At 58.7% G+C, this 26,605-nt stretch carries 27 protein-coding genes; 11 read left to right on the forward strand and 16 right to left on the reverse strand.

Annotated features, from left to right (window positions below; genetic code table 11):
* The first annotated feature begins 10 nt into the window (after nt 1-10).
* The 7 genes from ACJ5NV_RS18500 to ACJ5NV_RS18530 all read left to right on the forward strand — a co-directional run bounded on the left by ACJ5NV_RS18500 (nt 11) and on the right by ACJ5NV_RS18530 (nt 6,315).
* A complete protein-coding gene (locus ACJ5NV_RS18500; RefSeq protein WP_411646127.1) occupies nt 11-589 on the forward strand; it encodes a TerD family protein in 579 nt (192 codons plus the stop codon).
* Between the two features lie 106 nt (nt 590-695).
* Nucleotides 696-1,268, forward strand: coding sequence for a TerD family protein (locus ACJ5NV_RS18505; RefSeq protein WP_411646129.1), 573 nt, complete (start codon nt 696-698; stop codon nt 1,266-1,268).
* Between the two features lie 84 nt (nt 1,269-1,352).
* Nucleotides 1,353-2,456 (forward strand): phosphoribosyltransferase domain-containing protein, encoded by a 1,104-nt coding sequence (locus ACJ5NV_RS18510; RefSeq protein ID WP_411646130.1) that lies wholly within the window; start codon nt 1,353-1,355, stop codon nt 2,454-2,456.
* On the forward strand, nt 2,449-3,183 hold the full coding sequence (locus ACJ5NV_RS18515; RefSeq protein WP_411646131.1) for an HAD family hydrolase: 735 nt from the start codon (nt 2,449-2,451) through the stop codon (nt 3,181-3,183). Before ACJ5NV_RS18510 ends, ACJ5NV_RS18515 begins: the two co-directional genes overlap by 8 nt.
* A complete protein-coding gene (locus ACJ5NV_RS18520) occupies nt 3,180-4,244 on the forward strand; it encodes a cysteine protease StiP domain-containing protein (RefSeq protein ID WP_411646133.1) in 1,065 nt (354 codons plus the stop codon). Before ACJ5NV_RS18515 ends, ACJ5NV_RS18520 begins: the two co-directional genes overlap by 4 nt.
* The gene (locus ACJ5NV_RS18525) at nt 4,241-5,338 is read left to right on the forward strand and encodes a GNAT family N-acetyltransferase (RefSeq protein WP_411646134.1); all 1,098 of its coding nucleotides are present in this window, start codon (nt 4,241-4,243) and stop codon (nt 5,336-5,338) included. The genes ACJ5NV_RS18520 and ACJ5NV_RS18525 overlap by 4 nt, the downstream gene beginning before the upstream one ends.
* Complete coding sequence (locus tag ACJ5NV_RS18530; RefSeq protein WP_411646136.1) at nt 5,335-6,315, forward strand: Rieske 2Fe-2S domain-containing protein; 981 nt, start codon at nt 5,335-5,337, stop codon at nt 6,313-6,315. The genes ACJ5NV_RS18525 and ACJ5NV_RS18530 overlap by 4 nt, the downstream gene beginning before the upstream one ends.
* Before the next feature lie 5 nt (nt 6,316-6,320).
* On the opposite strand, the gene ACJ5NV_RS18535 is transcribed toward ACJ5NV_RS18530, so the two are convergent.
* From ACJ5NV_RS18535 to ACJ5NV_RS18555, 5 genes are read right to left on the reverse strand one after another with little or no spacing between them, the layout of a single operon-like run.
* Nucleotides 6,321-7,445, reverse strand: a complete 1,125-nt coding sequence (locus ACJ5NV_RS18535; protein WP_411646137.1) for an ATP-grasp domain-containing protein — start codon at nt 7,443-7,445, stop codon at nt 6,321-6,323.
* Nucleotides 7,432-8,673, reverse strand: a complete 1,242-nt coding sequence (locus ACJ5NV_RS18540; protein WP_411646139.1) for a CoF synthetase — start codon at nt 8,671-8,673, stop codon at nt 7,432-7,434. The genes ACJ5NV_RS18535 and ACJ5NV_RS18540 overlap by 14 nt, the downstream gene beginning before the upstream one ends.
* Nucleotides 8,648-9,442: an MBL fold metallo-hydrolase gene (locus tag ACJ5NV_RS18545; RefSeq protein ID WP_411646140.1), complete on the reverse strand. Its 795-nt coding sequence runs from the start codon at nt 9,440-9,442 to the stop codon at nt 8,648-8,650. Before ACJ5NV_RS18545 ends, ACJ5NV_RS18540 begins: the two co-directional genes overlap by 26 nt.
* The gene (locus tag ACJ5NV_RS18550) at nt 9,439-10,425 is read right to left on the reverse strand and encodes an NAD-dependent epimerase/dehydratase family protein (protein ID WP_411646142.1); all 987 of its coding nucleotides are present in this window, start codon (nt 10,423-10,425) and stop codon (nt 9,439-9,441) included. The genes ACJ5NV_RS18545 and ACJ5NV_RS18550 overlap by 4 nt, the downstream gene beginning before the upstream one ends.
* Nucleotides 10,425-11,393 carry a 3-oxoacyl-[acyl-carrier-protein] synthase III C-terminal domain-containing protein gene (locus tag ACJ5NV_RS18555; protein ID WP_411646144.1) on the reverse strand — a complete coding sequence of 323 codons (969 nt, stop codon included), beginning with the start codon at nt 11,391-11,393 and terminating at the stop codon, nt 10,425-10,427. The genes ACJ5NV_RS18550 and ACJ5NV_RS18555 overlap by 1 nt, the downstream gene beginning before the upstream one ends.
* A 153-nt stretch (nt 11,394-11,546) precedes the next feature.
* On the opposite strand from ACJ5NV_RS18555, the gene gndA reads away from it, so the two are divergent.
* Complete coding sequence (gene gndA / locus ACJ5NV_RS18560; protein ID WP_411646146.1) at nt 11,547-12,947, forward strand: NADP-dependent phosphogluconate dehydrogenase; 1,401 nt, start codon at nt 11,547-11,549, stop codon at nt 12,945-12,947.
* 227 nt (nt 12,948-13,174) lie between these two features.
* Here the strand turns inward: gndA and phoB are convergent, their stop codons facing one another.
* The 7 genes from phoB to ACJ5NV_RS18595 all read right to left on the reverse strand — a co-directional run bounded on the left by phoB (nt 13,175) and on the right by ACJ5NV_RS18595 (nt 20,511).
* Nucleotides 13,175-13,861, reverse strand: a complete 687-nt coding sequence (phoB, locus tag ACJ5NV_RS18565; RefSeq protein ID WP_411646148.1) for a phosphate regulon transcriptional regulator PhoB — start codon at nt 13,859-13,861, stop codon at nt 13,175-13,177.
* Nucleotides 13,862-13,865: 4 nt separating this feature from the next.
* Nucleotides 13,866-14,576, reverse strand: a complete 711-nt coding sequence (gene phoU, locus ACJ5NV_RS18570) for a phosphate signaling complex protein PhoU (RefSeq protein WP_411646150.1) — start codon at nt 14,574-14,576, stop codon at nt 13,866-13,868.
* A 12-nt stretch (nt 14,577-14,588) separates the two neighbouring features.
* On the reverse strand, nt 14,589-15,389 hold the full coding sequence (gene pstB, locus ACJ5NV_RS18575) for a phosphate ABC transporter ATP-binding protein PstB (RefSeq protein WP_411646152.1): 801 nt from the start codon (nt 15,387-15,389) through the stop codon (nt 14,589-14,591).
* A 10-nt stretch (nt 15,390-15,399) separates the two neighbouring features.
* Nucleotides 15,400-16,749, reverse strand: a complete 1,350-nt coding sequence (pstA, locus tag ACJ5NV_RS18580) for a phosphate ABC transporter permease PstA (RefSeq protein ID WP_411646153.1) — start codon at nt 16,747-16,749, stop codon at nt 15,400-15,402.
* Nucleotides 16,746-18,227 carry a phosphate ABC transporter permease subunit PstC gene (gene pstC / locus ACJ5NV_RS18585; protein ID WP_411646155.1) on the reverse strand — a complete coding sequence of 494 codons (1,482 nt, stop codon included), beginning with the start codon at nt 18,225-18,227 and terminating at the stop codon, nt 16,746-16,748. The genes pstA and pstC overlap by 4 nt, the downstream gene beginning before the upstream one ends.
* Nucleotides 18,228-18,327: 100 nt before the next feature.
* A complete protein-coding gene (locus tag ACJ5NV_RS18590; RefSeq protein ID WP_411646157.1) occupies nt 18,328-19,353 on the reverse strand; it encodes a PstS family phosphate ABC transporter substrate-binding protein in 1,026 nt (341 codons plus the stop codon).
* A gap of 129 nt (nt 19,354-19,482) precedes the next feature.
* A complete protein-coding gene (locus ACJ5NV_RS18595) occupies nt 19,483-20,511 on the reverse strand; it encodes a sensor histidine kinase (RefSeq protein ID WP_411646159.1) in 1,029 nt (342 codons plus the stop codon).
* Nucleotides 20,512-20,663: 152 nt separating this feature from the next.
* On the opposite strand from ACJ5NV_RS18595, the gene ACJ5NV_RS18600 reads away from it, so the two are divergent.
* Nucleotides 20,664-21,056 (forward strand): hypothetical protein, encoded by a 393-nt coding sequence (locus ACJ5NV_RS18600; protein WP_411646161.1) that lies wholly within the window; start codon nt 20,664-20,666, stop codon nt 21,054-21,056.
* A 4-nt stretch (nt 21,057-21,060) separates the two neighbouring features.
* Here the strand turns inward: ACJ5NV_RS18600 and ACJ5NV_RS18605 are convergent, their stop codons facing one another.
* The 3 genes from ACJ5NV_RS18605 to ACJ5NV_RS18615 are packed head-to-tail and all read right to left on the reverse strand — an operon-like array spanning nt 21,061 to nt 23,099.
* Nucleotides 21,061-21,582 carry a gamma carbonic anhydrase family protein gene (locus ACJ5NV_RS18605; RefSeq protein WP_411646162.1) on the reverse strand — a complete coding sequence of 174 codons (522 nt, stop codon included), beginning with the start codon at nt 21,580-21,582 and terminating at the stop codon, nt 21,061-21,063.
* On the reverse strand, nt 21,579-22,217 hold the full coding sequence (gmk, locus tag ACJ5NV_RS18610) for a guanylate kinase (protein ID WP_411646164.1): 639 nt from the start codon (nt 22,215-22,217) through the stop codon (nt 21,579-21,581). Before gmk ends, ACJ5NV_RS18605 begins: the two co-directional genes overlap by 4 nt.
* A gap of 3 nt (nt 22,218-22,220) precedes the next feature.
* Nucleotides 22,221-23,099, reverse strand: a complete 879-nt coding sequence (locus ACJ5NV_RS18615; protein ID WP_411646166.1) for a YicC/YloC family endoribonuclease — start codon at nt 23,097-23,099, stop codon at nt 22,221-22,223.
* A 210-nt stretch (nt 23,100-23,309) separates the two neighbouring features.
* On the opposite strand from ACJ5NV_RS18615, the gene ACJ5NV_RS18620 reads away from it, so the two are divergent.
* Nucleotides 23,310-23,951: a PAS domain-containing protein gene (locus tag ACJ5NV_RS18620; RefSeq protein ID WP_411646167.1), complete on the forward strand. Its 642-nt coding sequence runs from the start codon at nt 23,310-23,312 to the stop codon at nt 23,949-23,951.
* On the opposite strand, the gene ACJ5NV_RS18625 is transcribed toward ACJ5NV_RS18620, so the two are convergent.
* The gene (locus ACJ5NV_RS18625; RefSeq protein WP_411646168.1) at nt 23,952-25,322 is read right to left on the reverse strand and encodes a class II 3-deoxy-7-phosphoheptulonate synthase; all 1,371 of its coding nucleotides are present in this window, start codon (nt 25,320-25,322) and stop codon (nt 23,952-23,954) included.
* A gap of 260 nt (nt 25,323-25,582) precedes the next feature.
* Between ACJ5NV_RS18625 and ACJ5NV_RS18630 the strand changes: the two genes are divergently transcribed.
* Nucleotides 25,583-26,584, forward strand: coding sequence for a GlxA family transcriptional regulator (locus tag ACJ5NV_RS18630; protein ID WP_411646169.1), 1,002 nt, complete (start codon nt 25,583-25,585; stop codon nt 26,582-26,584).
* Nucleotides 26,585-26,605: the final 21 nt, after the last annotated feature.

The following is a 26,605-nucleotide window of genomic DNA, read 5'->3' on the forward strand; positions in this document are numbered from 1 at the left end:
GGAGGATCAGATGGGACTTTCACTTCAAAAAGGCGGAAACCTGAGCCTGACCAAAACCGACCCAAGCATGCAGCGCATGGTTGTTGGGCTTGGCTGGGACGAACGCGGCACAGATGGGGCGGATTTCGATCTCGACGCCTCGGCCTTTCTGCTCAGCGCGTCAGGGAAAGTGCGCGGCGATCACGATTTCATCTTCTATAACCAGATGGAAAGCGCCGAAAAATCCGTGATCCACACCGGCGACAACCGCACCGGCGAAGGTGACGGCGACGACGAACAGATCAAGGTCGACCTGTCCAAAATGGCGGCTGACATCGACAAGATCGCGATCACCGTCACTATTCACGACGCCGAAAGCCGCAGCCAAAACTTTGGTCAGGTGGTCAACGCCTTTATCCGGATCGTCAACGAAGACAGCGGCAGCGAAGTCGTGCGCTTCGACCTGACAGAGGATTACTCCACCGAAACCGCCATGGTCTTTGGCGAACTCTATCGCAACAACGGCGAATGGAAGTTCAAAGCGGTCGGACAGGGCTATGCCGGTGGCCTTGGGGCCATGTGCAGCCAGTTCGGTGTGAACATCGGATGAGGTAAACCGGGGATTTTTCCCCTTAAAATCGCAGGGCATATGCATACATCATGTCCTGTAACGACAATGGCCTTGTGCCACAGATAGAAAAAAGAAGGATTTCAACATGGGTGTATCCCTTTCCAAAGGTGGAAACGTCTCTCTCTCCAAAGAAGCCCCCGGTCTGACCTCGGCCATGATCGGCCTTGGCTGGGATGTGCGCGCTACGGATGGTGCCGATTTTGACCTGGACGCGGTGATTTTCGTCACCGGTGAAAACGGCAAGGTACGGTCCGACGCCGATTTCATCTTCTACAACAACAAAACCGGCGCTGGCGTCGAACACCTTGGCGACAACCGCACCGGCGAAGGCGATGGCGATGACGAGCAGGTCAAAGTTGAACTGCCCGCGATCCCCGCTGACGTGAAAAAGCTGGTGATCGGCGTGACCATCCACGATGCCGACAGCCGCGGGCAAAACTTCGGTCAGGTCTCCAACGCCTTTGTGCGCGTGGTCAACAACGCAGGCGACGCAGAAATCGTCCGTTTTGACCTGTCAGAGGATTATTCGACCGAAACCGCAATGATCTTTGGCGAACTCTATCGCCATGGTGACGAATGGAAATTCAAGGCCGTGGGCCAGGGTTTCTCTGGCGGTCTGGGCGCGCTAGCCGCCAGCCACGGCGTCAACATCGGCTAAATCAGTCAAGGGCGGCACGCCGCCCGCTTGAACGCGATCCGGTCAGAAGCCGGGTCGCGTTTTCACTTCAAAGGATCTTAATGCATGAAGTTGACGGCGGATATGTCCACAGGCAGCGCGGCGGTCGAGGTTTTTAAAAGCCTCCTGCCCCCCGAAGACCTGTTCGGCTTCGCCGAGCGGCGCAACCCCAAACGCGCCTTCATCTTCGTCAGCAAGGTACTGGGGCGCTATGTGCCCGTCTGCCCGCTGGTGATGCGGCAAACCTATCGCGACCTTGCTACCCAGTTGCCCGGTGATCTGCCCGGCCCGGTGCTGGTCGTCGGCATGGCCGAAACCGCCATCGGCATGGGTGCTGGCGTGCATGACGCGCTGAACCGCTCTGATGCGCTTTATCTGCCAACGACACGGCACCCGCTGGGGGCCGACATGCTCACCCGGTTCACCGAAGACCACTCTCACGCGACCCATCAACTGATGCATCTGCCCGCCGATCCGAACCATCGGTCGATGCTGATGAATGCGCAAACCCTGATCTTGGTAGATGATGAAGCGACAACCGGCAAAACGCTGCACAACCTCGCCCACGCACTGCACGCCCAAGGGATCAGCCCGCAAAACATCATCTGTACCTTCCTGACCGACTGGTCCGCAGGCAAGGCCGCTGCTGCCGTCGCGTCAGTCTTTCCCATGGCCGATGTGCGCAGCATCGCGCTCGCCAGTGGCCGCTATAGTTGGACGCCCAGCAACAACGTCGCCCCACACGCCCTGCCCCCGGATATCGCCGAACAAGGCAGCTACGACCTCAGCCGTGTCCCGGACTGGGGGCGGCAAGGCATCACACAGAACAGCCGAATGCTGCACGCCGGTGTCCAGCCCGGACGACGCACGCTGGTCCTTGGGACCTCTGAATTCGTCTGGCAACCTTTTCTGCTGGCCGAAGATCTGGCCCAACAAGGCGAAACTGTTGAATTCGCCGCCTTAGGCCGGTCGCCAATCTTCAAAGGGCTGATGATCACCGACCTGATCCGGTGCAAGGACAACTACGGGCTGGGCGTGCCCAACTATCTCTATAATGTCGATCCGGCAGCCTATGACCGTATCATCCTTTGCATCGAAACCCCACCCGACAGCGTTGACCCAACGCTGATCAACACACTCCAACCGGAAGTTCTGAGTATTTATGCCTGACCCGAAACCACTCGTCTTTGCCGATCTTGACGACACGCTGTTCCAGACCCGACGCAAGATGAACGGAAACGCTCCGCACCGGCAAGCGGCGGTCGCGGGCAATGGCGATCCACGCAAATCCTCTTTCATGACGACACAGCAATCAGTGTTGTTCGATTGGCTGAACAGCACGACAGAGCTAATCCCTGTCACCGCCCGTTCCGGCGATGCGTTTTCGCGGGTGGAACTGCCATTCCACAGCTGGGCGATCATCTCAAACGGCGCGGTCATCCTTGGCCCCGACGGGACACCACACGCCGACTGGGCCGCACGGACGCAAGACCTGCTTCATCCGCTGGCCGACCAAATGCAGGATATCCTTGATCAGGGCCGCTCTGCCGCGCGGATGCATGATATCGACATCCGCTCTTGGATTGTCACCGAAAACGATCTGGCCACCTATGTGGTGTTCAAATTGAACGAAATCAGCGAAGTCAGCCTGATGGGGCTCGAGGCGCTGCCGATCCACGCCGAAGGCTGGACCAGGCACTTCAACTCCGAAACACTCGCCCTGATTCCGCCCGGCTCTGGCAAGGCGGCGGCCACCGATTACCTGCATCAGCATCTGAACCCGGACGGCACCCGGCCCAGCTTAGGGTTCGGCGATAGCCTCAGCGATCTGCATTATATGCAGGGCACCGATATCCTGATGATCCCATCGCGCAGCCAGATCGCGGCCAGCCTGTGACATTCTCCGGCTCATACGCGCCTGACGATGTGACGCTGCTGTTGCAAGTGGTCGACATGGCCCCCACCCCGGTGGCGGAAAAAGAGCAGTTAATCCAATCCGGCAAGCTGCATTACTCCGAATTGATCGCGCCAGAGGCAGCGCCAACCGACCCATATATGGCGATCTATCAGGCAGCACTGGCTGAAAACGTGCCGCTCATGGCGCAATCCGTGGTCGCGCTCGCCAAAGGGATCGCGGAACAGATCGCGGGCGAAATCACCCTTGTCAGCCTCGCCCGCGCCGGGCTGCCTGTTGGTGTCCTGCTCAAGCGGGCGCTGACGCAACTCGGCCGCAACTGCCATCACTACGGGATTTCCATCATCCGCGACCGTGGGCTGGATCATGTGGCCATGCGACATATCCTTGCCAACCACGCATCTGAATCTGTGGTCTTTATCGATGGCTGGACAGGTAAAGGTGCAATCGCGGGCGAACTTGCAGACGCCGCCCCCGCCTGCGGCATCGCCGCCCCGCGCATGGCGACGCTCGGCGATATCGGCGGCTTTGCATGGATGGCCCCCAGCGACACCGACTGGCTGATCCCGTCAGGCATCCTTGGCGGTGTCGTCTCCGGCCTTGTCAGCCGCACGGTGCTGACCGACCGGATCAAGGAAAGCGGCGGCTATCACGGCTGCACCACCCTGCCCCATCTGGCCGATCACGACATCAGCCGCGCCTTCGTTGATACCATCACAGCGCAGTTTGATTGGACAACCCCCGCCTGCGATCCTCTGGACGATGCGACACGGACTCAGCGGCGGGCAAAAGTGACCCAAACGATCAGCACGCTCTCAGATCGGCACAGCATCAGCAACCTCAACCGGATCAAACCCAGCCTCGCCGAAGCGACCCGCGCCGTGCTGCGCCGCCGTCCGCATATGGTCTATGTGGCCAGCGATACCGCCCCGGACACAGCCCCGCTGATGCATCTGATCCGAGAACGGGACTTACCCTATAAGGTCGCGCCAGAGATGATCCCCGGCTATCGCGCCGTCACAATCATCCAAAAAACATCATGAGCAGCGGGGTCGCAAATGACCCCGGTCTTGTGGGGCGCTTGGTCAAGATTTTCAGCCGCACGCCTACCGGTGATTTGATCGCCAATCTGGACGCCACCATCGACAGCGTCACCGTCAACGGGATCACCATGCCGCTCAGCCGCAGCGATGCGCCCACCTGCTACCTGTGCAGCCCGTCCGCCGCTTATATCGACTACGCCATTGAAGAAACACGACATTTCACCGCAAAACCGTGGCTACAAAAGACCCTCCTGACGTTGATCCGCGCTTGCCGCCCATTGATCCGGGCCACCGGGCTTGACCGGCAAGTGCAACCAAACAACTGGCTCTTCTCCACCAACCCAGTACCCGCGCTCAGCGATGAAAACACCAGAACCCTGCGCGATGACGTGACCCGCAGTGACCCTGATCGGGCCATCGTGATCCGTTCACTGAACAGCCGCGCCGATACTCGCACAATGGCCGCCCTGCGCAGCGCCGGTTTTTTGCTACTGCCTTCGCGACAAATCTATATCTTTGACCCGCAAACCACACAAAAACCCAGCGAAGACGCCAAACGCGATCAGAAACTGCTGGCCAATACGCCCTATGAACTGGCCCCTGCCGCCACCTTCAGCGCCGAGGATTACACCCGCGCGGCTGACCTCTATAGCCAGCTTTACCTCGAAAAATACACCGACCTGAACCCGCAATACTCTGCCGCCTTTCTAGCGCAGGCGCATCAGATCGGGCTATTGCAGATCATCGGCTTGCGCGGTGCCGATGATCTGCTCGACGGAGTGATCGGGCTTTTCGAAAACGGGCAAACGCTCACCATGCCGCTTTTGGGCTATGACACCCGCAAACCGCAAAAGCTGGGGCTCTACCGTATACTCAACGCCATCGGACACCAGCACGCACTCAACCACGGCAAGTTTTATAATATGAGCGCAGGCGCCGCCGATTTCAAACGCAACCGGGGCGCCACGCCGGACATCGAATATACCGCCGTATATGTCGCCCATCTGGGCCTGCGCGCACGCATCGCCACGCGGATCACCAAAACGCTGCTCGACCTGATCGGTGTGCCGCTGTTGCGAAAGTTCGGGCTATGAAAAACACATGGGCGGCCGTCGCACTCAGCCGCAAACTGCGCCGCAAGCCGCTAAAGATTTGGTTCAACAACACGCCGGTGGTGCTGTTTCGTACAGCCACCGGGGTGCAGGCGCTGCACGACCGCTGCCCGCACCGGTTTGCTGCCTTGTCAGATGGCTGGGTTGCGGGCGACACCATCGCCTGCCCCTATCACGGCTGGCAATTCGGCGGCAGCGGCCTGTGCCAAGCGATCCCCGGCCATACGGGCAGTCTGCCAACAATCCGCACAAAATCCTATACTGCCACCGAAGCCGGCGGCGTCATTTTCATCGCCGACGGGCCACCCGACACAGCGCCGCACACGCATCCGGTCAAACAGGATGACATCATCATCCAGCACGCTACAAATGCCAGCAATTCGACCCTGCTGGACACGGCGGAAAACATCCTTGACGCGACCCACACCCATTACATTCACAAGGGTTTTTTGCGCGGCCTGAACAGCACACGGTTTCAGGTGCAGGTCGCCGTCACCGGCGGCGATGACTGGGTCGAAGCCTGCTATACAGGCGAAGAGCAGCAACAAGGTATCGTGACCAAACTGCTCGAAGGGACGCGCGTGAAAACCATCGGGCGGTTCCGCGCCCCCGGTATTGTAGAGCTGGAATATTGGGGCGAAAACGGGATCACCCTTGGGGCCGCGTTCCACCTGCGCCAATCGCGCCCCGGTCAGGTTGACGGGATCGGCTTTACCGTTGGGCCGCGCGATCACGGGCTGGGGCATCTCAAAGGCTGGCTGTTCAAACCCTTCTTGCACATCGGCATGCATCAGGATCGCAAGATCCTGAAATCATCTTATGAATACAGCCAGTTACACCCCGATATGAAACCGGTCATCGGCCCGCTGGATTTCCTGCGCGAAGATATCGCGCGGATCATCGCAGGCGAACGGCCCCGCGCCGCCGACACGCCGCAAAGCTTGGTGATGGAACTCTAAAACACTCAGCCGTCCCAAGTGATCCCAAAGGTCGCCGCATCGTTCAGGCTGACACGCTCGCGCATGGCAATCCCCGCCACCTCGCACAGGGACGCCGTCTGCCTGCGCGCCGGGGCCGGATCCCCCGGCCAAGCCATCACATCCTGCGCACGCCAAAGATCACGCCAGACCGCCAGCGGGCGCTGCATCGGCCCGTAAAGCCACATCGCCGCCTTCACCGCCTGCAACCCCGTCACATCCGGTGCCACCGCGCCTTGTCCCAGAAACGCCGGGGCAAAGCGCGCGGGATCGCGGAACAAATGGACGCCGCTTGTGCTGCGCGGATTGCATTCCAACGCAACCACAGTGCCGTCGGCGCGGCGCATCAGGTCAAACGACACCTGCCCTGTCCAGCCTGTCGCCTGCACAAAACGCGCGACAAAGGCGGCCACCGCCGGATCATCCACCGGGACAAAGGCAATGCCCGCCCCCTTGCTTGCGCGATAGGTCGATTGATAAGCCGCCAAGCCGGCCACCCGGCCCGCATGGGCGAAGGCGTAGACAGAGATTTCATCGCCACTGACATATTCCTGCGCCACCCAAGGCACCGCTTCCGTAGGCATGATTGTCAGGCGGCGCGGGCGGATCAAGACGTTGGTCGCAAAGCGGGACCAGACCGGCTTGAACACCAAGTCCCGCGCAGTCTTGCGGACAGACGCCACATCATCAGCCGATTGCAGCAACACCGTTTCAGGCACCGGCAGGCCCAGCCGCTGCAGTGTGATCGCAAAACTGAACTTATGATGCATATCCTGCAAGAGCGGCGCAGCAGGCGCATAAAGCGGCACCGGCATATCCTGACGCGCCCAAAGGACGGCCAGATGGATCACCTCTTCACAGCTTGGGATCACCAGATCAATCTGATGCGCGGCAATGGCCTGATGCAGCGCCGCGCTATAGGCGTCCGGATCGCCATTCGCCGCAGGCAGTTGCACAAAGGCGCGACAGGCGCGCGACACGGCTGACACCGTCCGGCCCAAATTATCCGCCATCACCACATGATGCCCCGCCGCATCCAACAGGCGCGCCAAATGCAACGCCGCAGGTGCGCGCGCGCCGGTTACCAAGATACGGCGTTCAGCCCCGGCCATAGCGATTTTCCACCCGGCGCAGCTTGCGAGACATCTCCGGCACCAGATCGTCAAAGTGGACAGTGAGCGCCGCGGTCACCCCCTTACGCGCGAAAAGCGCCGCAAAGGCGAGCTGGACCGCAGCGGTATCCGCCCCCGGCGGGACAATCACCACGACCTCTGCCGCGCCGGTCTGGATCACGCGAAAATCGGTAATACTGCGATCCGCATCCACCACCGCATTGCGCAGCAAATCAGGGGTCAGCATGCCGCCCGGCAGATCAAAACAATCATCCGCACGGCCCACAACCTCGGCCAGCACTCGCTGCGGCAAACCGCAGGAACATGGCGGGCCAAGCCGCACCAAATCATTCATCCGGTATCGGGCCATTACCTGCACATCGCGGCTAAAATCGCTGATAATCACCTCGCGCAATTCCCGATCATCGGCCACGACTGGCAGTTCAAAATGCATGGTATCTTCGCAAAGATGCAGCGCGCCTTTCTCGCAAGACACCGCAAACAGCCCCTCTGTCCCCATATAAATCTGGCCAAGGGTCAGGCCAAAATACGCTTCGATCACAACACGATCCAGCGGGTCCAATGTCTCGGCCCCGGCAAAGACACGGTGCGGACGCAGCGCCATCCCGGCATCCGCCATCATGCGCAAAATCTTTGGCGGGGCGACGATCACCGTGGGGTTAAATGCAGCCAGCCCCTCTTGCCATTCGCCACCCACATCGAAAAAGCGCAGCGACAAACGGCGCAAGCGGTTGGCACTGTCATAAAGCGGCGTATTGAGCGGCAGCAGGATCGCAACGCGATGCGTTTCACGCCAAAAACCGGGCAGCGCCTTGGCCAGGATCGTGCCCAGCCAGCGAAACCGCTCCGCCTGCGAAATCACGAATAACCCGCGATTACCGCTGGTGCCCGTACTGGCCCCGACAATGTAATCGCCAACGGTCTTATCACCTTCAAAGGCGGCCCAGCCTTGTTCATTGGTGATCCCGGCAGTGTTAAAGCGCGCAAAATCCACCATCAGCGTTGCCTTGTCGACAATTGGCAAATCCGCCAGCTTTGCCCCGGCAAAATCGCGATAAAACGGCACGTTGGGCACCACATTACGCAGCCAGCGCGACAGACGCTTCTGCTGCACGGCCTCCAGCTGCGCCCGCGACCTGATCCGCCGCGCACGCCAATAAGCGATCAACGCATGGCGCGTTTCAAACACCGCTTGGGCTCCAGTCATAGCGGGTCGGTGCAGGATCATGACACGTCATAACCTCCCCCCCGGCCTGCGCAAAGCGGCGCACAAAATCCGCGCTCTCTCGCCCGGCGGCACGATCCGACATGATCGCCGCAATGGGCAAGCCCGGCAGGCGATCCTCTAAGATAGCCGCGCACATCCATTGGGTATCCACTGCATAAAGAAGCGGTGTATCCCCCGGAAAACAAATACCAAAATGGCCCGGCGCATGGCCCGGCAAGGGTACGCCCAGAACTGACCCATCACCCAGCAGATCAAATCCTGTCCCCAAATAAAAGGGCAGATCAATGCAGGCATAATCGCGCAAATCTTCACAACGCTCTGCAAAATCATGCGGCAGAAATTCGTTGAACCCCCCGTCTTTCAACCGGCCCGACACCTGCCCATCCGTGATAAACCGGGCATTGGGCAGGTCATGCAGGTAAGACACATGATCCGCATGCAAATGGGTCACGATCACCAGCTTCACATCTTCCGGCAGAAACCCATGATCCGTCAGCAGCGCCAGCGGGCTTTCCAGCGGATGCAGCTTTGGCCCCAGCAGTGCTGCATAGGCGCGCAGCGGCAGACTGCGCGCGCCCTCATACATGCGCGGACCATAGCCTGCATCAATCAAAATAGGGCCATGCACCGGATGCTGGATCAGCCCGCAGCGCACCCGCAAATCCACCTTACGCCAAGACCCGCCCCGCAGCACAAACCGTTCCCGCGCGCGCACCGTGGCAGTATTGGCAAAAACGGGCCGGATCACAGCACACCGGGGCGCAGCGCCCCATCCTTGAATGTGCGCGCCAAACCTTCGGCAAAAGCCACTTGCGGCACCCAGCTCAGCAATCGCTCTGCCTTGGCAATATCCATCGTCTGGCGATAACGCAAAATGCCAAGCGCATAGGCGGTCACCGGCGGCTCTGGCCTGTGGGGCAGCAATTTAGCGATCCCTTCCATAGCGCGCACTGTAGCCAGCGCCGGACCAAAGGGCAAAGCGCGCCAGCGCGGCACAACGCCTGTTCGCTCGCAGGCTGCCGCAATGATCTCTGGCAGTGGCACACCCACACCGCCGCTGATATTGAACACTTCGCCTGTCACATCACTGTCTAACGCGCGCATGATTGCGGCGACGACATCATCCACATGAGTAATATCCGTGGCCCCTGCCGGATCAAACCGGGGCAAGGGACGGGTCCGGGTTACGCGCATCAAACGGGGCAACAGGGCCGTATCCCCTGCGCCATAAATCCCGCGCGGACGGATCACCACCGGGTTCAACGCCGCCCGGTCCAATACCACCCGCTCTGCCGCCAGTTTGGTACGGGCATAGTCATTCACTGGCATCGGGGCGATCTGCGCTTCGGTCAGCCCATCTTGATCCGCAAACCGGAAATAGACACTGGCGGTCGACACCTGCACAAAACGGGTCACACCTTGCTGCACCGCCAGATCCGCCAGATGGCGGGTGGCCGCGACATTCGCCGCCTCAAACGCCGCCCGCGTGCCCCATGGCGATGACAGACCCGCGCAATGCACCACCGCCGACAATGGACCAATGCGATCCGCAGTTGAGGTGGGCACCGGCCAGGCTAAATCCAACGGAACCGTGCGCAACCCACGCGCAGACAGGCGGCGCAAACCGGCGGTATTGCGGCCCGTCGCCACGACCTCTGCCCCCGCATTGTGCAAGGCCGCAGCCACATGTGACCCCAGAAACCCCGTCGCCCCTGTCACCAAAACCGTCATCAATACACCAGCGCCGCGCCGCCAAAGGACACCCCGGCAGATGTGCCCAACATCAACACCTTATCACCCCGGCGCAGGCGATCCTGCGCATGGGTCAGCGAAAACGGGATCGAGGCCGCGATCTGATTGCCCACATCGCTGCAAATATCCACCACACGGGCCGGATCAAACCCGCATTGACGGATCATCCGGGCCAAAGCCAGCGGGCTGGCCTGATGTGGGACAATCAAATCAATCTCATCACGGTGCCAGCCCACATCCGCCAAAAGCCCATCCACAAACGGTACAAAATGCTTCGCCGTCACGCGAAACAATTCCTTTCCGTCCATATCAAAGCGACTATGGGCGGCGAAATCAGCCGCTTCTGCATGAAAATCAAACCGGGTGCCGCCCGCGCCAATCCCGCAGCTTTCATAAGCGCCGGGATAGGTGCGAAACCGGGTGACCATCGCACCGGGGGTATGTTCAACCACTGCCGCCGCCGCACCATCACCAAACAAGCCCGCCACATCGGGGCGCTCTGCCCAAGGCAACCCGCGCGATGCAACCTCGGACGAGACAATCAGCGCACGGCGATAGCGGCCCGATGCCAGCAAGCCCGCACAAACCTCTAACGCGCTGACAAAGCTCAAACAGGTGCTGTTCACATCAAACGCATAAGCCGCACCATCCGCGATACCCAAACCCCGCTGATACAAAGGGGCCGTGGCCGGGATCGGCTGATACGGCACGGCAGAGGCCCCAACCACCAGATCAATATCACCCGGCTGCACACCAGCATCAGCCAATGCGGCCTTTGCGGCAGCAATACCCATCGTGATCTGGCTCTCATCGCCGGAACAATAATGGCGATTGCGGACACCAGTCAGCGCCATCACGCGGCCCGCAGGCAGCGAGAATGCTGCGTCAAACCCATCTGACGGGCGCTTTTCACGCGGCAAATATGATCCCAGTCCTAACAGCCTCATGATACGTACCGTCTCACTACATCCACGCGTGAACATTGCTCATAAGGCCGAAAAACACAAGGCGGCAATGGTCAGGATTTCCAGACCGCCCCCCGTTTCCATCCCGCGCCAGACCGCCTATACGCATGGCTATCAAGAATGAGGATGGGCAAAATGAGCAAAGCGGAAATCGGTCTGATCGGGCTTGGGACCATGGGTGCAGCACTGGCGCTGAACATCGCCGACAACGGCTTTGACATCGCGGTCTGGAATCGGACCACAGCGGTCACCCATGATTTTCACGCCAGCGCAGGCGATCTTGCCCCCCGGATCACACCAACCGATACGCTGGAAGAGCTGGTACAATCCATCGCCAAACCGCGCGCGATCATCCTGATGGTGCCAGCCGGGCAACCGGTCGATGACCAGATCGCAGCACTCCGGCCGCTCTTGGATGATGACGACCTGATCATCGACGCAGGCAACGCGAACTTCCACGACACCAACCGGCGCGCACGTGAAGCAGGCGATCTGCCTTTCCTCGGCATCGGCGTATCCGGCGGCGAAGAAGGGGCGCGCTTCGGCCCCTCCATCATGGGCGGCGGCAAGCGGGAATATTGGGACCGGGTTGCCCATATCCTGACCGCGATCTCTGCCAAACACGGCGACACACCCTGCGCCACATGGATGGGCGAAGAAGGGGCCGGGCATTTCGTCAAAGCCGTGCATAACGGGATCGAATACGCCGATATGCAAATGATCGCAGAGGTTTACGGGATCATGCGTGACGGCATGGGCATGGATAACGCCGCCATCGCCGACACCTTTGCGAAATGGGACAAGGGCGTGCTGCAAAGCTATCTGATCGAAATCTCGGGCAAGGTCGCGGCTGCGACCGATCCCAAAACAGGTGCACCAATGCTGGACGTGATCGTCGACGCGGCGGGTCAAAAAGGCACGGGACGCTGGACCGTGATCGAGGCGCAGCATCTCGCCGCCCCCATTCCCGCGATCGAGGCCGCAGTGGTCGCCCGTAACCTGTCCTCGCAACGCGAGGCACGGGCCGCAGGCGAAACCCTCTTCGGCACCGCCCCGCACCATATGCCACATGACACACTGACGCTCGACGCGCTTGAACAGGCCATGATCACCGGCAAAATCCTGTGCTACGCGCAGGGCTTCGGGATGATCGCCAAAGCATCGCAGGAATTCGGCTGGTCCCTGCCCTTGCCCGATATCGCCAAAGTCTGGCGCGCAGGCTGCATCATCCGGTCCGCGATGCTCGACGATATGGCCGCAGCCTTGGGCGAAGACGCCGCGCGGAACCTGATGTTCGCCCCGAAATTCGCCGAGCTGCTGAAATCCAATCACGCCGCATTGCGGCAAGTGGTGGCACAATCCGCGCTCCACGGCATCGCAGCCCCCGCACTCGGGTCCGGCCTCAGCTATTTCGACACGATGCGCACCGCACGCGGAACGGCCAACATGATTCAGGGGCAACGGGATTTCTTCGGCGCACACGGGTTCGCACGCACAGACGGCGGCGAAGGACATCACGGACCGTGGGGAAGCTAAGCGTCTCCACCACCCCAGCGACGCCAAAACCTTAACGCCGCTTTCAGCTTTGCACCGAACGCGGCGTTAACCCCACCCAACGCACGATAGGGTCCGATGGAATTCCGACGTGTTTCCGAAGGCATTCTAGCCGGTCAAAACCGTCCAAATCCCTATATTTACCTTTGATTCGCAGAATACGCGCCAGGCTACGCCCGACACTCCCAGCGCAACGCCACCGCACGTTGCTACCCCAGCGCATAACCCGCGCCGCGCACGGTGCGCACTGGGTCGTCGCCGCCATATTGGGTCAGCACCTTGCGCAAGCGGCCCACATGCACATCCACCGTCCGTGTGTCGACATAGATGTCACGGCCCCAGACCCGGTCCAGCAGCATGTCGCGCGACCAGACTCGGCCGGGCTTTTCCATGAATGTTGTGAGCAAACGAAACTCTGTCGGGCCAAGTTTTAAAGGCTCTTCAGCGCGGGTGACGCGATGGGTTTCGGCATCCAACACGATATCATCAAAGGTCAGCACCTGCCCCACCGTCGCCGGGCGCACGCGGCGCAGCTGGGTGCGGACACGGGCCATTAACTCAGCCACGGAATAGGGTTTGACCACATAGTCATCCGCCCCGGTTTCCAGACCGCGCACCTTGTCAACTTCTTCTGAACGGGCAGAGAGCATAATGACCGGGATCGCACGTGTATCCGGCTTGATCTTCAACCGGCGACACACTTCGATCCCCGATAAATGCGGCATCATCCAGTCCAGAACGATCACATCCGGCGTGTCTTCATCCACGCAAAGCAGGCCTTCTTCGCCATTCTCGGCGCGGCTCACCCGGAACCCTTCGGCCTCTAGGTTATAGGCGAGAACTTCACGTTGTGCCGGTTCATCCTCGACAACAAGAACATGCGGTTGCTGTGCCATTTTCTTAGCCCGGATCAGTCACATAGGCAGTTTTGTCGCTTTTGGGGCGGCTTTCATCGGGCATTTCGCCTGTCACCAGATAGATCACCTGCTCGGCCATATTGGTCGTCAGATCGCCCATGCGTTCGATGTTTTTCGCCATGAAATGCAGATGCATACAGGCGGTAATGTTACGCGGATCTTCCATCATGAAGGTCAGGAATTCGCGGAACAGCGCGTTATACATCTGATCGACTTCCTGATCACGCTGACGCACATCTTCGGCCATCTCCGCATCGCCGCGCAGATACGCATCCAGCGTATCCTTCAACATGCCCTCAACTTCGCGGGCCATACGGCGCAGCGCAACATCAGCACCGCTGACGGGGCTCATGTCCACCAGAACACTCGTGCGCTTGGCGATATTCTTGGCGTAATCCCCAATCCGCTCCAACGAGGCAGCCAATCTCAGCACCGTCAGGATCGACCGCAAATCTTTGGAAACAGGGGCCCGCAACGCGATGGTACGGGCGGCCTCTTCGTTGATTTGCATCTCAAGTGCGTCAATGGCCTTGTCGCCGCTCCGGATTTCTTCTGCGAGTTCGATATCGCGGTCGGACAGTGACTTGACCGCCTTCAGGATCGCCTCTTCAACAAGACCACCCATTTTCATGATCAATGTCGTAATCCCCTCGAGATCACGGTCATAGGCGGAAGATATATGCTGCTCATTCATTATCTTGGGTCCTCAACCAATGCGGCCAGAGATGTAGCTCTCGGTCCTGCTGTCTTCGGGGTTCGTGAAAATCTTGTCCGTGTCGCCAAACTCCACCAGATGACCAAGGTGGAAAAACGCGGTTTTCTGGCTAACGCGGGCGGCCTGCTGCATCGAATGGGTCACAATGACCACCGAATAGCTTTGGCGCAGCTCGTCGATCAGCTCTTCCACCTGTGCGGTGGCGATGGGGTCAAGCGCAGAACAGGGTTCGTCCATCAGCAGAACTTCAGGCGCGGTGGCGATGGCGCGCGCGATGCACAGGCGCTGCTGCTGGCCGCCGGACATGCCGGTGCCCGGCTGGTTCAGACGGTCCTTGGCTTCGTTCCACAGGGCCGCTTTGCGCAATGAACTTTCAACGATCTCGTCCAGCTCAGCCTTGTTGCGGGCCAGCCCGTGAATACGCGGGCCATAGGCCACGTTGTCATAGATCGACTTTGGAAACGGGTTCGGCTTTTGGAACACCATGCCCACTTTCGCGCGTAGCTGTACCGGATCGACCTTGGGATCATAGATATCTTCATTGTCGATCAGGATGTCGCCTGTCACGCGGCAGATATCAATTGTGTCGTTCATCCTGTTGATACAACGCAAGAATGTTGACTTGCCACAGCCTGACGGGCCGATGAATGCAGTCACCGTCTTGTCCGCAATTTCAACGTTTACGTCTTTGATCGCGTGGTTTTCGCCGTAGTAAACCTGCACATTGTTGGCGACGATCTTGATGTCTTGTTCCGTACTCATGGCGCGTTCAACATGTATCATATCTTCCATTAGTGTTCTCCTACCAGCGGCGTTCAAAGCGGCGACGCAAGATGATCGCGATGATGTTCATCGTCATGAGGAACAGCAGTAGAATGATAATCCCGCCCCAGGCCCGCTCATAGTAAGCCGGGTCAGCGCGTTTCGCCCATTCAAAAATCTGGGCAGGCATGGCCGAGTTCGGGTCCAGAAAGCCAGAGGCAACGCCATCAGGATAGTTGGTCGCGATATAGCCCACCATCCCGATCAGCAAAAGTGGCGCGGTTTCACCCAAGGCTTGGGCCAGACCAATGATCGTGCCGGTCAGCACGCCCGGCATCGCCAGCGGCAGCACATGGTGGAATACCGATTGCATTTTTGATGCGCCGACCCCCAATGCCGCATCGCGGATCGACGGCGGCACCGCTTTCAGTGACGCACGGGTCGAAATCACGATTGTCGGCAAGGTCATCAGCGTCAGGGTCAACCCACCCACGATGGGTGCCGATTGCGGCAAATGCGCGAACTGGATGAAAACCGACAGACCCAAGATCCCAAACACAATCGACGGCACAGCAGCGAGGTTTGAGATATTCACCTCGATCAGATCGGTCAGCCGGTTCTGCGGGGCGAATTCTTCCAGATATATAGAAGCAGCCACACCAATCGGCAGCGCCAGCAGCAGCACAACCAGCATCATAAAGAACGATCCCAGGATCGACACGCCCATCCCGGCCTGTTCAGGGCGGCTTTCAGAGGCATCCGCGCCGGTAACAAAGTCCCAGTTGAACACCCGCCCGGCAGAACCCTGTTCGACCATCACATCAATCAGATCAAGGTGTGCCGCATCAAGATTGCGGTCGCGCGCAAGATCTTCGCGCACGACCCGACCTTTGAGGTAGCCATCAACACGGGATGAGGCCAGCAGGCGAAATTCAACCGTGTCACCGATCCGGCCCGGGTTGGCGATAACAAAGTTCCGCACCTGTGCCGCAGCAGAGGATGACAGCATCTTGGTCAGGTCACCTTCGGACACGTCGCTTTCAATCCCGGCGGTCGCAGCGATCAGCGCCTCTTTGATCAGCGGATTATACCCAAAGGTCGATACTTTCTTGATATCGTCGATATTGCGTTCGCCGTTCTTATCCAGCTTTTCGGCAACCAGCTCGACCTCCAGATTGATAAAGGTCTGGGTAAAGGCAGGAATGCCGTTATGCACGATGGTCCAGACCAGCGTCAGCAGGAACAACAGGCCAACACTGATCGCGGCAATCCCATATGCCTTGAACCGGGTTTCAGCGGCGTTGCGTTTGCGGGTGCGCGCATCGGTCGACAAGAGCGATTTGCCCGTTGCGGGCCAACCGGACTCCGGGGTGGTCGTTGCGTCAGTCATTCGTACTGCTCCCGGTATTTACGGACGATATAAAGGGCAATGATGTTCAGACCCAGCGTGATGACAAAAAGCGTCATCCCCAGCGCGAAGGCCACTAGTGTTTCGGGGCTGTCAAATTCACCATCACCGGTTAGCTGGCTGACGATCTTGGCGGTCACGGTGGTCATCGCTTCGAACGGATTCATCGAAAGTGAGGCCGCAGCCCCTGCCCCAAGCACCACGATCATTGTTTCACCGATGGCGCGCGATGCGGCTAGCAGGATCGCACCAACGATGCCGGGCAGCGCAGCTGGCAGGATCACCTGTTTCACGGTCTCTGACTGCGTCGCACCAAGACCGAGAGAGCCATCGCGCATCGCCTGTGGCACAGCGTTGATGATGTCATCGGAAAGCGACGACACAAAGGGGATCAGCATCACCCCCATGACCAGCCCTGCGGTCATGGCCGCAGTGCCGCCTGTCATCCACGTGACCCCCAGCGCGCCATCCTTGCCGAACACATCCAGCAGCAATGGTCCGACCGTCAGCAGCGCAAACAGACCGTAGACAATTGTGGGGATACCGGCCAGCACCTCGATCAATGGCTTTGCCACCGACCGCACCGTTTTCGACGCGTATTCCGCCAGATAAATCGCCGAGAACAGCCCAACCGGCACCGCCACAATCAGCGCAATCAGCGAGATATAAAGCGTGCCCCAGATCAGCGGCAGAAAGCCCAGATCAGACCCGCCACCACGGCCAGAAAAGCTCGGCTCCCACCGGGTGCCAAAGAAGAAATCCATCGCAGGAAAGCGGCTCAGGAATTCGATAGTATTGAAGATCAGAGACAGCACGATCCCCAGCGTCGTCAGAACAGCGACCGAGGCGGCGGCGATCAATAACAGCTTCACCGCCTGTTCAACATAGTTCCGGGCACGAAAATCCTTGGTCGTCATGCGATAAGCAATACCGATGCACAGACAGGCAACCGCGATAACAGCAATAATCAGCAGTATGTTCCCGATACCGGCATAGTCGCGATATTGCTGGGCGAGCTGCAATGTCGTCGGGTCCACATCCGACCCCAGCGCAACACCGACCTCTGCCAGAACGTCCCGAATATTAGTGGATTCAGCACGCATATTCGCGGCATCTGCCTCGGTCATCACACCTTGGGCCACGGCGGCGTCCAACCCTTCGGCGACGCGGCGCACATCAGCCAGCGCAAGCGAGCGTTCACCGCTATCCTGCGCAATCTCGTCAGGCAAGCCAGAAGCCACAAGTGAATTGAGCACAAGAGGCTGCAAAATCAGCCAAGCTACCAGCAGGACCAGCGCAGGGCCGGCACCGGCCAGCGCGGCGTTCATCCCATAGTAATTCGGCAGCGAATGCAGGCTGCGGCGGTCACCCTCTACCGTGGCCAAGGCCCGGTGTCGGGCTGCGACATACCCCAAGCCTGCCAAGGCAATCACAATGAAGAAGATAAATGTTGCGGACATGGCAAAGCCTTTTTGGTGGGGCGGAAACACCACGCCGTTGCGCTGACGGCGTGGTGCCTTTTTTGCGAGGGCCGCAAGCGGCCATCACTGGTGAAACAGCTTAAAGTGTTTCTTCGTTTGAAACGGCGGCTTGTGTATCGGCCAGCTCTGGATCGGCAACCAGACCGTAGTTGCTAAGCGGGCCATCTGGACCAGCAATTTCATCCGCGATGAAGAATTCAGCAAATTCTTTCAGACCCGGGATCACGCCGATATGTGCTTTCTTGATGAAGAAAAACAGCGGGCGCGACACAGGGTATTCACCAGAGGCGATGGTTTCGGTCTTTGGTTCAACACCACCGATTGTCGCAACTTTCAGCGCGTTGGTGTTGTTTTCGTAGAATGCCAGACCGAATACGCCGATGCCGTTAGGGTTCGCATCAACACGGGCCAGCGTTTCTGTATAGTCGCCATCAATATCAACGGTGATGCCGTTGCCGCGCACTTCGATGCAGGCGTCTTCTGCGTCATCTTCGGACATGCCGCCAGCGATCATCGCTTCCATTGCGCCGGTGTCTTCGCAACCTTGCAGCAGCACCTTGTCTTCAAATACTTCACGTGTGCCGTGCTTGGTGCCGGGGATAAAGGCCAGGATATCCGCCGCTGGCAGATCGTCATTGAAATCAGACCATTGGGTGTGGGGGTTATCAACAACTTCGCCGCCAACCAAAACCTTTGCGCCAAGGGCGTTAAAGATGTCAGATGCTTCAAAAGCCGTGAATTCCGGGCCATCAATCTGACTTGCGAACACGATGCCATCATAGCCGATGCGGACTTCGATGATGTCTGTCACGCCGTTTTCGGTGCACAGGTCAATGTCGCTCTGGCGGATCGGACGCGAAGAATTCGCAATGTCGATGGTGTTTTCGCCAACACCTTCGCAGAACCGCTTCAGCCCAGCAGAAGAACCGCCTGATTCGACCACTGGAGTGGGAAAGTCAAAGTTTTCGCCAAAGGCTTCGGCAACGATAGAGGCATAGGGCAGCACTGTCGAAGACCCGGCAACCTGAACGTTGTCACGGGCATAAGCAGTGGTGGAAAGGGCAGCAAAAACTGCAGTCGTCGCAGTCAGTTTCATGATCGACATCAAATCACTCCTGTCAGTCAAATCTTGATCCCACGTGCGTCGCGGAACCATTGCCCTTCATCTATTTTCAACGCCAGAAGCTTTTGTGACAGTAATGTAAAAGTTTTATGACGCTCACCGTTTTTTCGATCATCCAACGGGCAGAAAGACGGATATTTTTGTGCCTTGCCCTTCTTCGCTTTCAATCAAAAGACGGCCCCGGTGGCGGTTCACAATATGTTTTACAATCGCTAACCCCAGCCCGGTCCCGCCTACCTCGCGTGAGCGGTGATTATCGACACGGTAAAACCGCTCTGTCAGGCGGGCGATGTGATGCGAGGCGATACCCTCACCCTGATCAGACACTGTGATTTCCACCCCTTCACCACGCAAGCGGGGGTGATGGCGACGTGCTTGCAGGCTGATATCAACGGCCTTGCCCGACACGCCGTATTTGATCGCGTTCTCGATAAGATTGGTAAAGACCTGCACCAATTGACCCGCGTCGCCCGGCACCATTTCGGCCGGGCTGTTCAGGTTCAACGATACCGCCACACCCGCAGCCTCTGCCTGCGGTTCCAGACCTTTGATCACCGATGACAGCAACGCGCCTAGATCAACGTGTTCACGGGGGCGGACCCGTTCATCCTCTTCCACACGGCTTAGTGACAGCAGGTCATCCACCAGCCGGGTCATCCGGCTTGCCTCGCGCGCCATGATCCCTAGGAATCGATCACGGGCGGCAGGATCATCGCGGGCCGCCCCACCCAGCGTTTCAATGAAACCCAGCAGCGCCGTCAGCGGCGTGCGCAGCTCGTGGCTGACATTCGCGACAAAATCGCGGCGCATCTTGCCTGCCTCTTCAGATGCGGTCTGATCTTCAAAAGAAAGCACGATGTCATCACCGGCGCTATCCACGACAACACGAAAAATGACGTCTTTGGCACCATCGCGGCTGGTATAACGCGTCACGACAGGCCCCTTGCCAGCGCGCACCGCAGTAATCGCATCAATCACGCTGGGTTGACGCAACACATTAATATAATGCTTGCCAACCAGGGCGGTCCCCAGGACCGCACCGATTGACTGATTACCGACACGCACACGGTCATCCCCCCCGATCAGCAAGACCGGGAACGGCAGCGCATCAATAACGGCAGCAATACCTTGTTTCGTCATGTGTGATTCCTTTTTCCGCGCCGCCTTTCTGTAGGAAAAAATTACGGTGACCACCAAGAAAATTAAATTTTTGCTAGCCGAACGCCTATTGCACGCGTAACGTTTATTTATAAAGAATAATTACAACCGCACTAAACGTTCCGAGGCCAGAAATGTCAGGTCCACCAGCAAGTGACCAGATGCCGGTACTGCCCGAAGCACTCAGAAACTTGTCGAAAAACACGCTGGTTATCGGCGATCTGGCCCGCTGGAAAGCGCAGGGGCGCGCGCTAGAGCCGTTGGACGGTCTGCAATTCATCGATGCCAGCGATTTGAACGATGACCTGCTCAATCGCAATGAACCGGAAATCATCCTGTCCCCGCTGGTCGCCGGCCATTTCGACGCGCTAGACATCGCGATGAAACTGGACATGCTGGGCTTCACCGGCCGCTACCGCGTGGTTGCCGACAATTTGCCAGACGCCGCCCTGATCCGGGCGGAAGTATGCGACCTCGCCCCGGAACTGGATTTTGACCTGCTATTGATGAGCGATGAAGCCCGGTAACGGTTCAGACCGGCCGAAGACCCTGCGCGAATCGCTTTGCGTTTTTCTGATAATGCAGCGCTGACGCTTTCAATGCCTGCACCGCGCGATCATCCAGCTGCCGCACCACTTTGCCCGGCGCCCCCATGACAAGCGATCCATCAGGAATGGTCTTGCCTTCGGTGATCAGCGCCCCAGCACCGATCAGACAATTGCGCCCGATCACCGCCCCGTTCAGCACAGTCGCCCCCATACCGATTAGGCTGTTTTCGCCAATCGTGCAGCCATGCAGCATGGCCTTGTGCCCGATCGTGCAGCCCGCACCAATTGTCATGGGAAACCCCATATCCGTATGCAGCACACAGTTTTCCTGAATATTGCTGCCGGCCCCAACTGTAATCAACTCGTTATCGCCGCGCAGCACCGCGCCAAACCAGACAGAGCTGGCCATTTCCAACCGGATCTTGCCAATCACATAAGCACCGGGGGCCACCCAGGCATCATCAGCAATGTCTGGGGTCAGGTCATCAAGGGCATATAGGTTCATGTCAGGTCTCCGAATTCGGATTGCAGGTGGCGCACATGATCCACCAATTCCGGTTGCTGCGTCCGGCGCAAACGCTCGGCGCTGATAATCGTTTTCAGCCGCTCTTCTGTCTGGTCCAGGTCATCGTTAACCAGCACATAATCATAGCCATCCCAGTGACTGATTTCGTCCCAGCTTTTCTGCATTCGGCGTTCGATCACATCCGGCGCATCCTGCCCGCGGGTGACCAGACGACGGTGCAATTCGGGGATTGAAGGCGGCAGCAGAAAGATCGACAGCACATGTTCCTGCAACGCAGAATTACTGATCTGCTGCGCGCCCTGCCAGTCCACATCAAACAAAACATCACGTCCGCTATCAATAGCGCCCTGCACCGGCGCACGGGGGGAGCCATAGTAATTCCCAAAGACTTGCGCGTGTTCCAGCATCTGCGCATCCGCCACCTGCGTCTGAAAATCAGGCACGGTGACAAAGTGATAATGCTGCCCGTCAACCTCACCCTCTCGCGGCGCGCGCGTTGTGGCAGAGACAGAGAATTGCAGCGTATCGTCCCACGCACGCAGCCGCCCGGCCAAGGTGGATTTTCCCGCCCCAGAGGGCGATGAGAGAATAATTAACAGGCCACGACGCGCCATATGCTACTCCACATTTTGAACTTGCTCACGCAACTGGTCGATCACAGCTTTCAAATCAAGCCCGATCGCCGTGAGCGGCGCCGATTGCGCCTTTGCACATAATGTATTGGCCTCGCGGTTAAATTCCTGCGCAAGGAAATCCAGTTTCCGTCCGGTCGGTTCGGCATCGTCCAGCAGCGCCCGCGCGGCGCTGACATGGGATTTCAGCCGGTCGATCTCTTCTGTGACATCGGATTTCACAGCCAGCAAGGCCAGCTCCTGCGCGATTCGCGGCTCTTCGATATCGGAAACATCCGCCATCATGCGCCGCAACGCCGCTGTCAGATTGGCCTGCACCTGCGGGGCACGTTCCGCTGCTGCTGCGGCCCCGGCGGTGGTTAATGTGTCGATTCTGTCGATCTGCTGCGCAAGGACCGCCGCCAATGTACGCCCTTCGTCCTGCCGCATGGCGATGAAATCCGCCAGCAGCAGGTCAAAATCATCCTTCAGCGCCGCGATCAGGGCAGTGTTATCATCAGCGGCTTTCGACGGGGTTATCACGCCCTTTTGGTTTAACACATCGGCGGCAGTCGGTTGCAGCAGGGCCACCCCCAGATCAAGCGCGCGGTCCTGCACCCGGCCCAGCATCTGCAACACGTCATCGAGCTGAGTTTCATTCACGATCAGGGCGTTGGCGCTGTCTTCCCGCGTCAGCCGCAGCACAAGCGTAACATTGCCGCGCCGTAATCCGCCGGTCAGTTTCGTGCGCAAAGCTGGTTCAAGCCCTTCAACGCCTTCAGGCAAACGCAGCCGCAAATCCAGCCCGCGCGCGTTCACACCACGCATTTCCCACGTCCAGGACATCGTTTCCCGCGCCCCGGTCCGACTTGCAAATGCAGTCATCGAATGGATCATAGTTTTTCACGCCTGTGTTTTTGCTGGACCCGGACCTAAGCGGAATGGCAAAAGGACACAAGTCGGCGAATTTTTGACTCAAATTAACCCGTTAACACTTTGTTAAGTGAATATTGCGGTAATCTTTGTTAAATTGACTTCAGAAATTAAACGGGGTGCGCCGCTGCTGTGCCACCAAAGCGAGAGTTGAGGTCGAAGATGAAAATCGTGGAAGATATTCCCCAGCGCCGCCGTTCGGACGTACCCGGTACGAATGATCCGGTATTGCAGAGCCTGGAAAAATACTGGCAGGCCCTGCGTCACGCGCAGCGCATTCCATCGCGCAACGATATTGAGCCAAGCCAGATCGACCGCGCCCTGCCCCATGCCTTTATCCTGCAACGGGTCGCCCCCGGCATCGCCCGGATGCGTGTGGCCGGGCAGCAATTGCACGACCTGCTGAAGATGGATGCACGCGGTATGCCGATCAGTACCTTCTTTGTGCCTGATGCCCGCGACCAACTGGCCGGGCTGATCGAGGCTGCGTTTACCGAACCGGCGATCATCTGCGCGCCGCTGACATCGCCAGGCAGTCTTGTGCGCCCGTCCCTGACCGGAAACATGATGCTGCTGCCCCTGCGCGACGACAAAGGCGAAACCAGCCGCATCCTTGGCGCCATCGTGACCGACGGTCCGGCGAGCACGCGGCCGCGTCGGTTTGCGATCACCGAAGGGGCGATGATCCGGCATGATACGCTGGGTTTGCAACTGGCCAGCGTGCAAAGCATTCCCCGCGTACCGACAGAAAAAAGACCGGACGCACAGCGCCCGGCCCTGAAATTGGTCGTCAATAACGGGTAGTTAGCCCGCTTTGGCCTGCTGCATCTTGTTGCGGCGGGCCGATAGTTCCTCGGCCACGAGGAAGGCCAGTTCCAGCGATTGCGAGGCATTCAGACGCGGATCGCAAGCGGTATGATACCGGTCGGACAGGTCTTCGTCAGTGACAGCACGGACACCACCGGTACATTCGGTCACGTCTTTGCCGGTCATCTCAAAATGCACGCCGCCGGGCACGGTGCCTTCGGCATTATGCACGGCAAAGAATTCCTTGACCTCCCGCAGCACGCTTTCGAATGGCCGTGTTTTGTAGCCGGTCGAGGATTTGATCGTATTCCCGTGCATCGCATCACAGGTCCAGACCACATTCGCACCCTCTTCCTGCACGGCACGGATCAGCCGTGGCAGATGTTCCCCGACAGCCCCGGCACCGAAGCGCGCGATCAGCGTCAGGCGGCCTGCCTCGTTTTCCGGGTTCAGCGATGCCATCAGCGCCTTGAGATGGCCGGATGTCATGCTTGGCCCGCATTTCAATCCGATTGGGTTCTGCACACCTTTGCAGAATTCCACATGTGCCCCATCAGGCTGGCGGGTCCGGTCGCCGATCCAGATCATGTGACCTGAGCCTGCAAGCATTCTGCCAGAGGTTGAATCGAGGCGGCAAAGCGCTTCTTCATACTCTAGTAACAAAGCTTCATGACTCGTAAAGAAATCGACCGTCTGAAGCTCGTGGTTCGTGTTAGTCGACAGGCCTGCGGCCTCCATAAAGTCGAGCGTATCGCTGATCCGACCCGCCATATCGCTGTATTTTTTCACCTCATTCGCGTCGGTAAAACCCAGCGTCCATTTATGCACATCATGCACATTGGCAAATCCGCCCGTCGAAAAGGCGCGCAACAGGTTCAGCGTGGCCGCAGCTTGCAGATAGGCCTGCAACATACGCTCCGGATCAGGCACACGGCTTTTTTCCGTGAAGTCGAACCCGTTAATAATGTCACCGCGGTAGCTTGGTAGCTCAACCCCGTTAACAGTTTCAGTCGGCGCCGAGCGCGGCTTGGCCATCTGCCCCGCCATGCGCCCAACTTTGACCACGGGCACTTTGGCGCCATAGGTCAGCACCATCGCCATCTGCAGCATCACTTTGAACGTGTCTCGGATGCCATCGGCAGAGAATTCAGCAAAGCTTTCGGCGCAATCGCCGCCTTGCAGTAAAAACGCTTCGCCCCGGCTGACCGCAGCCAGCTGTTTTGTCAGATTGCGTGCTTCGCCGGCAAAAACCAACGGTGGATAGCTGGCAAGACGACTTTCAACAGCGCTGAGTGCCGCAGGATCGGTATACTCAGGCATCTGCACCCGGGGCTTTTTGCGCCAGTCAGATTTTTGCCAGTCAGTCATTGTTTTGCTCCATATCAGGTGATCGAACAGTGCCGCATACACCGTCGACGGAAGCCTATAACCCGCACAACCACGCGGGCCAACGGTTAATTACCATATTTTGTGTCCGAATATTGCGCTTTGTTTACGAAAAGTTGCGCAGCGGGTGTGCACAGGGCAGGAACGCACCCCCGACAGCGATCCAAGCGACGCTTTGCCCCTTGAACGCATCAGGCAAAACTGTTGAGGTCTGTCGGTCATCCAAGTGTCGGACCCATCACATGAGTATCGAACCGCAAATCGTCGCAGTTGAACATAGCGGAAAGCCCCGGCGCTTTGTGTTTGTGTTGATGCAAAGCTTTACCATGCTCTGTTTTGCCAGCGCGATTGAAAGCCTGCGCATCGCCAATCGGACCGCTGGAAAGCAGCTATATACATGGTCGATCATCGGTGAAGACGGCGAGGCGGTCGCATGTTCCAACGGGTCTGTCTTTCAGCTTGAGGGCCCCCTGCGCGAGTTAGAGCGCGACGACACGATCATGCTCTGCGGTGGGATCGACGTGCAAAAGGCCACAACAAAGCGCCTGCTGAACTGGCTGCGACGCGAGGCGCGGCGTGGTGTGACCATCGCCGGGCTTTGTACCGCAGGCTATTCGATGGCAAAGGCCGGTTTGTTGGATGGGCAGCGCGCCACGATCCACTGGGAAAACCAAGACAGCTTTATTGAGGAGTTCGACAACGTCGAACTGACGAAATCGGTCTTTGTGGTCGATGGCAATCGCATCACCACCGCAGGCGGCACTGCATCCATTGATCTGATGCTGAAAATCGTGGCCGATGATCATGGCGAGGATCTGGCCAATGCGGTCGCCGACATCCTGATCTATTCCGCGATCCGCACCGATCAGGACACGCAGCGCCTGTCGATCCCAACCCGGATCGGCGTCCGCCATCCGAAATTGTCCCGCGTCATCCAGATGATGGAACTGAATATCGAAGAACCGATCAGCCCGGCCATTCTTGCAAAAGACGTCGGCATGTCGACCCGCCAGTTGGAACGCCTGTTTCGCCGTTACCTGTCGCGTAGCCCCAAACGTTACTACATGGAATTGCGCCTGCAAAAGGCGCGCAACCTGCTGATGCAGACGGATATGACGGTGATCAATGTCGCACTGGCCTGCGGCTTTGCCTCGCCTTCGCATTTCTCCAAATGCTACCGGTCACATTACGACACGACCCCCTACCGCGAGCGCGGCAGCCATGCGACGCGCCTGACCGTCTGACAGGGCACGTGCCTAACGATT

The sequence above is a fragment of the Loktanella agnita genome, from assembly GCF_046640325.1.
Taxonomy (GTDB): domain Bacteria; phylum Pseudomonadota; class Alphaproteobacteria; order Rhodobacterales; family Rhodobacteraceae; genus Yoonia; species Yoonia agnita.

What these genes read in the sequence shown, in the direction of transcription:
- ACJ5NV_RS18500 (WP_411646127.1), top strand. Translation starts at nt 11, where the DNA reads ATGGGACTTTCACTTCAAAAAGGCGGAAACCTGAGCCTGACCAAAACC.
- ACJ5NV_RS18505 (WP_411646129.1), top strand. Translation starts at nt 696, where the DNA reads ATGGGTGTATCCCTTTCCAAAGGTGGAAACGTCTCTCTCTCCAAAGAA.
- ACJ5NV_RS18510 (WP_411646130.1), top strand. Translation starts at nt 1,353, where the DNA reads ATGAAGTTGACGGCGGATATGTCCACAGGCAGCGCGGCGGTCGAGGTT.
- ACJ5NV_RS18515 (WP_411646131.1), top strand. Translation starts at nt 2,449, where the DNA reads ATGCCTGACCCGAAACCACTCGTCTTTGCCGATCTTGACGACACGCTG.
- ACJ5NV_RS18525 (WP_411646134.1), top strand. Translation starts at nt 4,241, where the DNA reads ATGAGCAGCGGGGTCGCAAATGACCCCGGTCTTGTGGGGCGCTTGGTC.
- ACJ5NV_RS18530 (WP_411646136.1), top strand. Translation starts at nt 5,335, where the DNA reads ATGAAAAACACATGGGCGGCCGTCGCACTCAGCCGCAAACTGCGCCGC.
- ACJ5NV_RS18535 (WP_411646137.1), bottom strand. Translation starts at nt 7,445, where the DNA reads ATGGCCGGGGCTGAACGCCGTATCTTGGTAACCGGCGCGCGCGCACCT.
- ACJ5NV_RS18540 (WP_411646139.1), bottom strand. Translation starts at nt 8,673, where the DNA reads ATGACTGGAGCCCAAGCGGTGTTTGAAACGCGCCATGCGTTGATCGCT.
- ACJ5NV_RS18550 (WP_411646142.1), bottom strand. Translation starts at nt 10,425, where the DNA reads ATGACGGTTTTGGTGACAGGGGCGACGGGGTTTCTGGGGTCACATGTG.
- ACJ5NV_RS18555 (WP_411646144.1), bottom strand. Translation starts at nt 11,393, where the DNA reads ATGAGGCTGTTAGGACTGGGATCATATTTGCCGCGTGAAAAGCGCCCG.
- gndA (WP_411646146.1), top strand. Translation starts at nt 11,547, where the DNA reads ATGAGCAAAGCGGAAATCGGTCTGATCGGGCTTGGGACCATGGGTGCA.
- phoB (WP_411646148.1), bottom strand. Translation starts at nt 13,861, where the DNA reads ATGGCACAGCAACCGCATGTTCTTGTTGTCGAGGATGAACCGGCACAA.
- phoU (WP_411646150.1), bottom strand. Translation starts at nt 14,576, where the DNA reads ATGAATGAGCAGCATATATCTTCCGCCTATGACCGTGATCTCGAGGGG.
- pstB (WP_411646152.1), bottom strand. Translation starts at nt 15,389, where the DNA reads ATGGAAGATATGATACATGTTGAACGCGCCATGAGTACGGAACAAGAC.
- pstA (WP_411646153.1), bottom strand. Translation starts at nt 16,749, where the DNA reads ATGACTGACGCAACGACCACCCCGGAGTCCGGTTGGCCCGCAACGGGC.
- pstC (WP_411646155.1), bottom strand. Translation starts at nt 18,227, where the DNA reads ATGTCCGCAACATTTATCTTCTTCATTGTGATTGCCTTGGCAGGCTTG.
- ACJ5NV_RS18590 (WP_411646157.1), bottom strand. Translation starts at nt 19,353, where the DNA reads ATGTCGATCATGAAACTGACTGCGACGACTGCAGTTTTTGCTGCCCTT.
- ACJ5NV_RS18595 (WP_411646159.1), bottom strand. Translation starts at nt 20,511, where the DNA reads ATGACGAAACAAGGTATTGCTGCCGTTATTGATGCGCTGCCGTTCCCG.
- ACJ5NV_RS18600 (WP_411646161.1), top strand. Translation starts at nt 20,664, where the DNA reads ATGTCAGGTCCACCAGCAAGTGACCAGATGCCGGTACTGCCCGAAGCA.
- ACJ5NV_RS18605 (WP_411646162.1), bottom strand. Translation starts at nt 21,582, where the DNA reads ATGAACCTATATGCCCTTGATGACCTGACCCCAGACATTGCTGATGAT.
- gmk (WP_411646164.1), bottom strand. Translation starts at nt 22,217, where the DNA reads ATGGCGCGTCGTGGCCTGTTAATTATTCTCTCATCGCCCTCTGGGGCG.
- ACJ5NV_RS18615 (WP_411646166.1), bottom strand. Translation starts at nt 23,099, where the DNA reads ATGACTGCATTTGCAAGTCGGACCGGGGCGCGGGAAACGATGTCCTGG.
- ACJ5NV_RS18620 (WP_411646167.1), top strand. Translation starts at nt 23,310, where the DNA reads ATGAAAATCGTGGAAGATATTCCCCAGCGCCGCCGTTCGGACGTACCC.
- ACJ5NV_RS18625 (WP_411646168.1), bottom strand. Translation starts at nt 25,322, where the DNA reads ATGACTGACTGGCAAAAATCTGACTGGCGCAAAAAGCCCCGGGTGCAG.
- ACJ5NV_RS18630 (WP_411646169.1), top strand. Translation starts at nt 25,583, where the DNA reads ATGAGTATCGAACCGCAAATCGTCGCAGTTGAACATAGCGGAAAGCCC.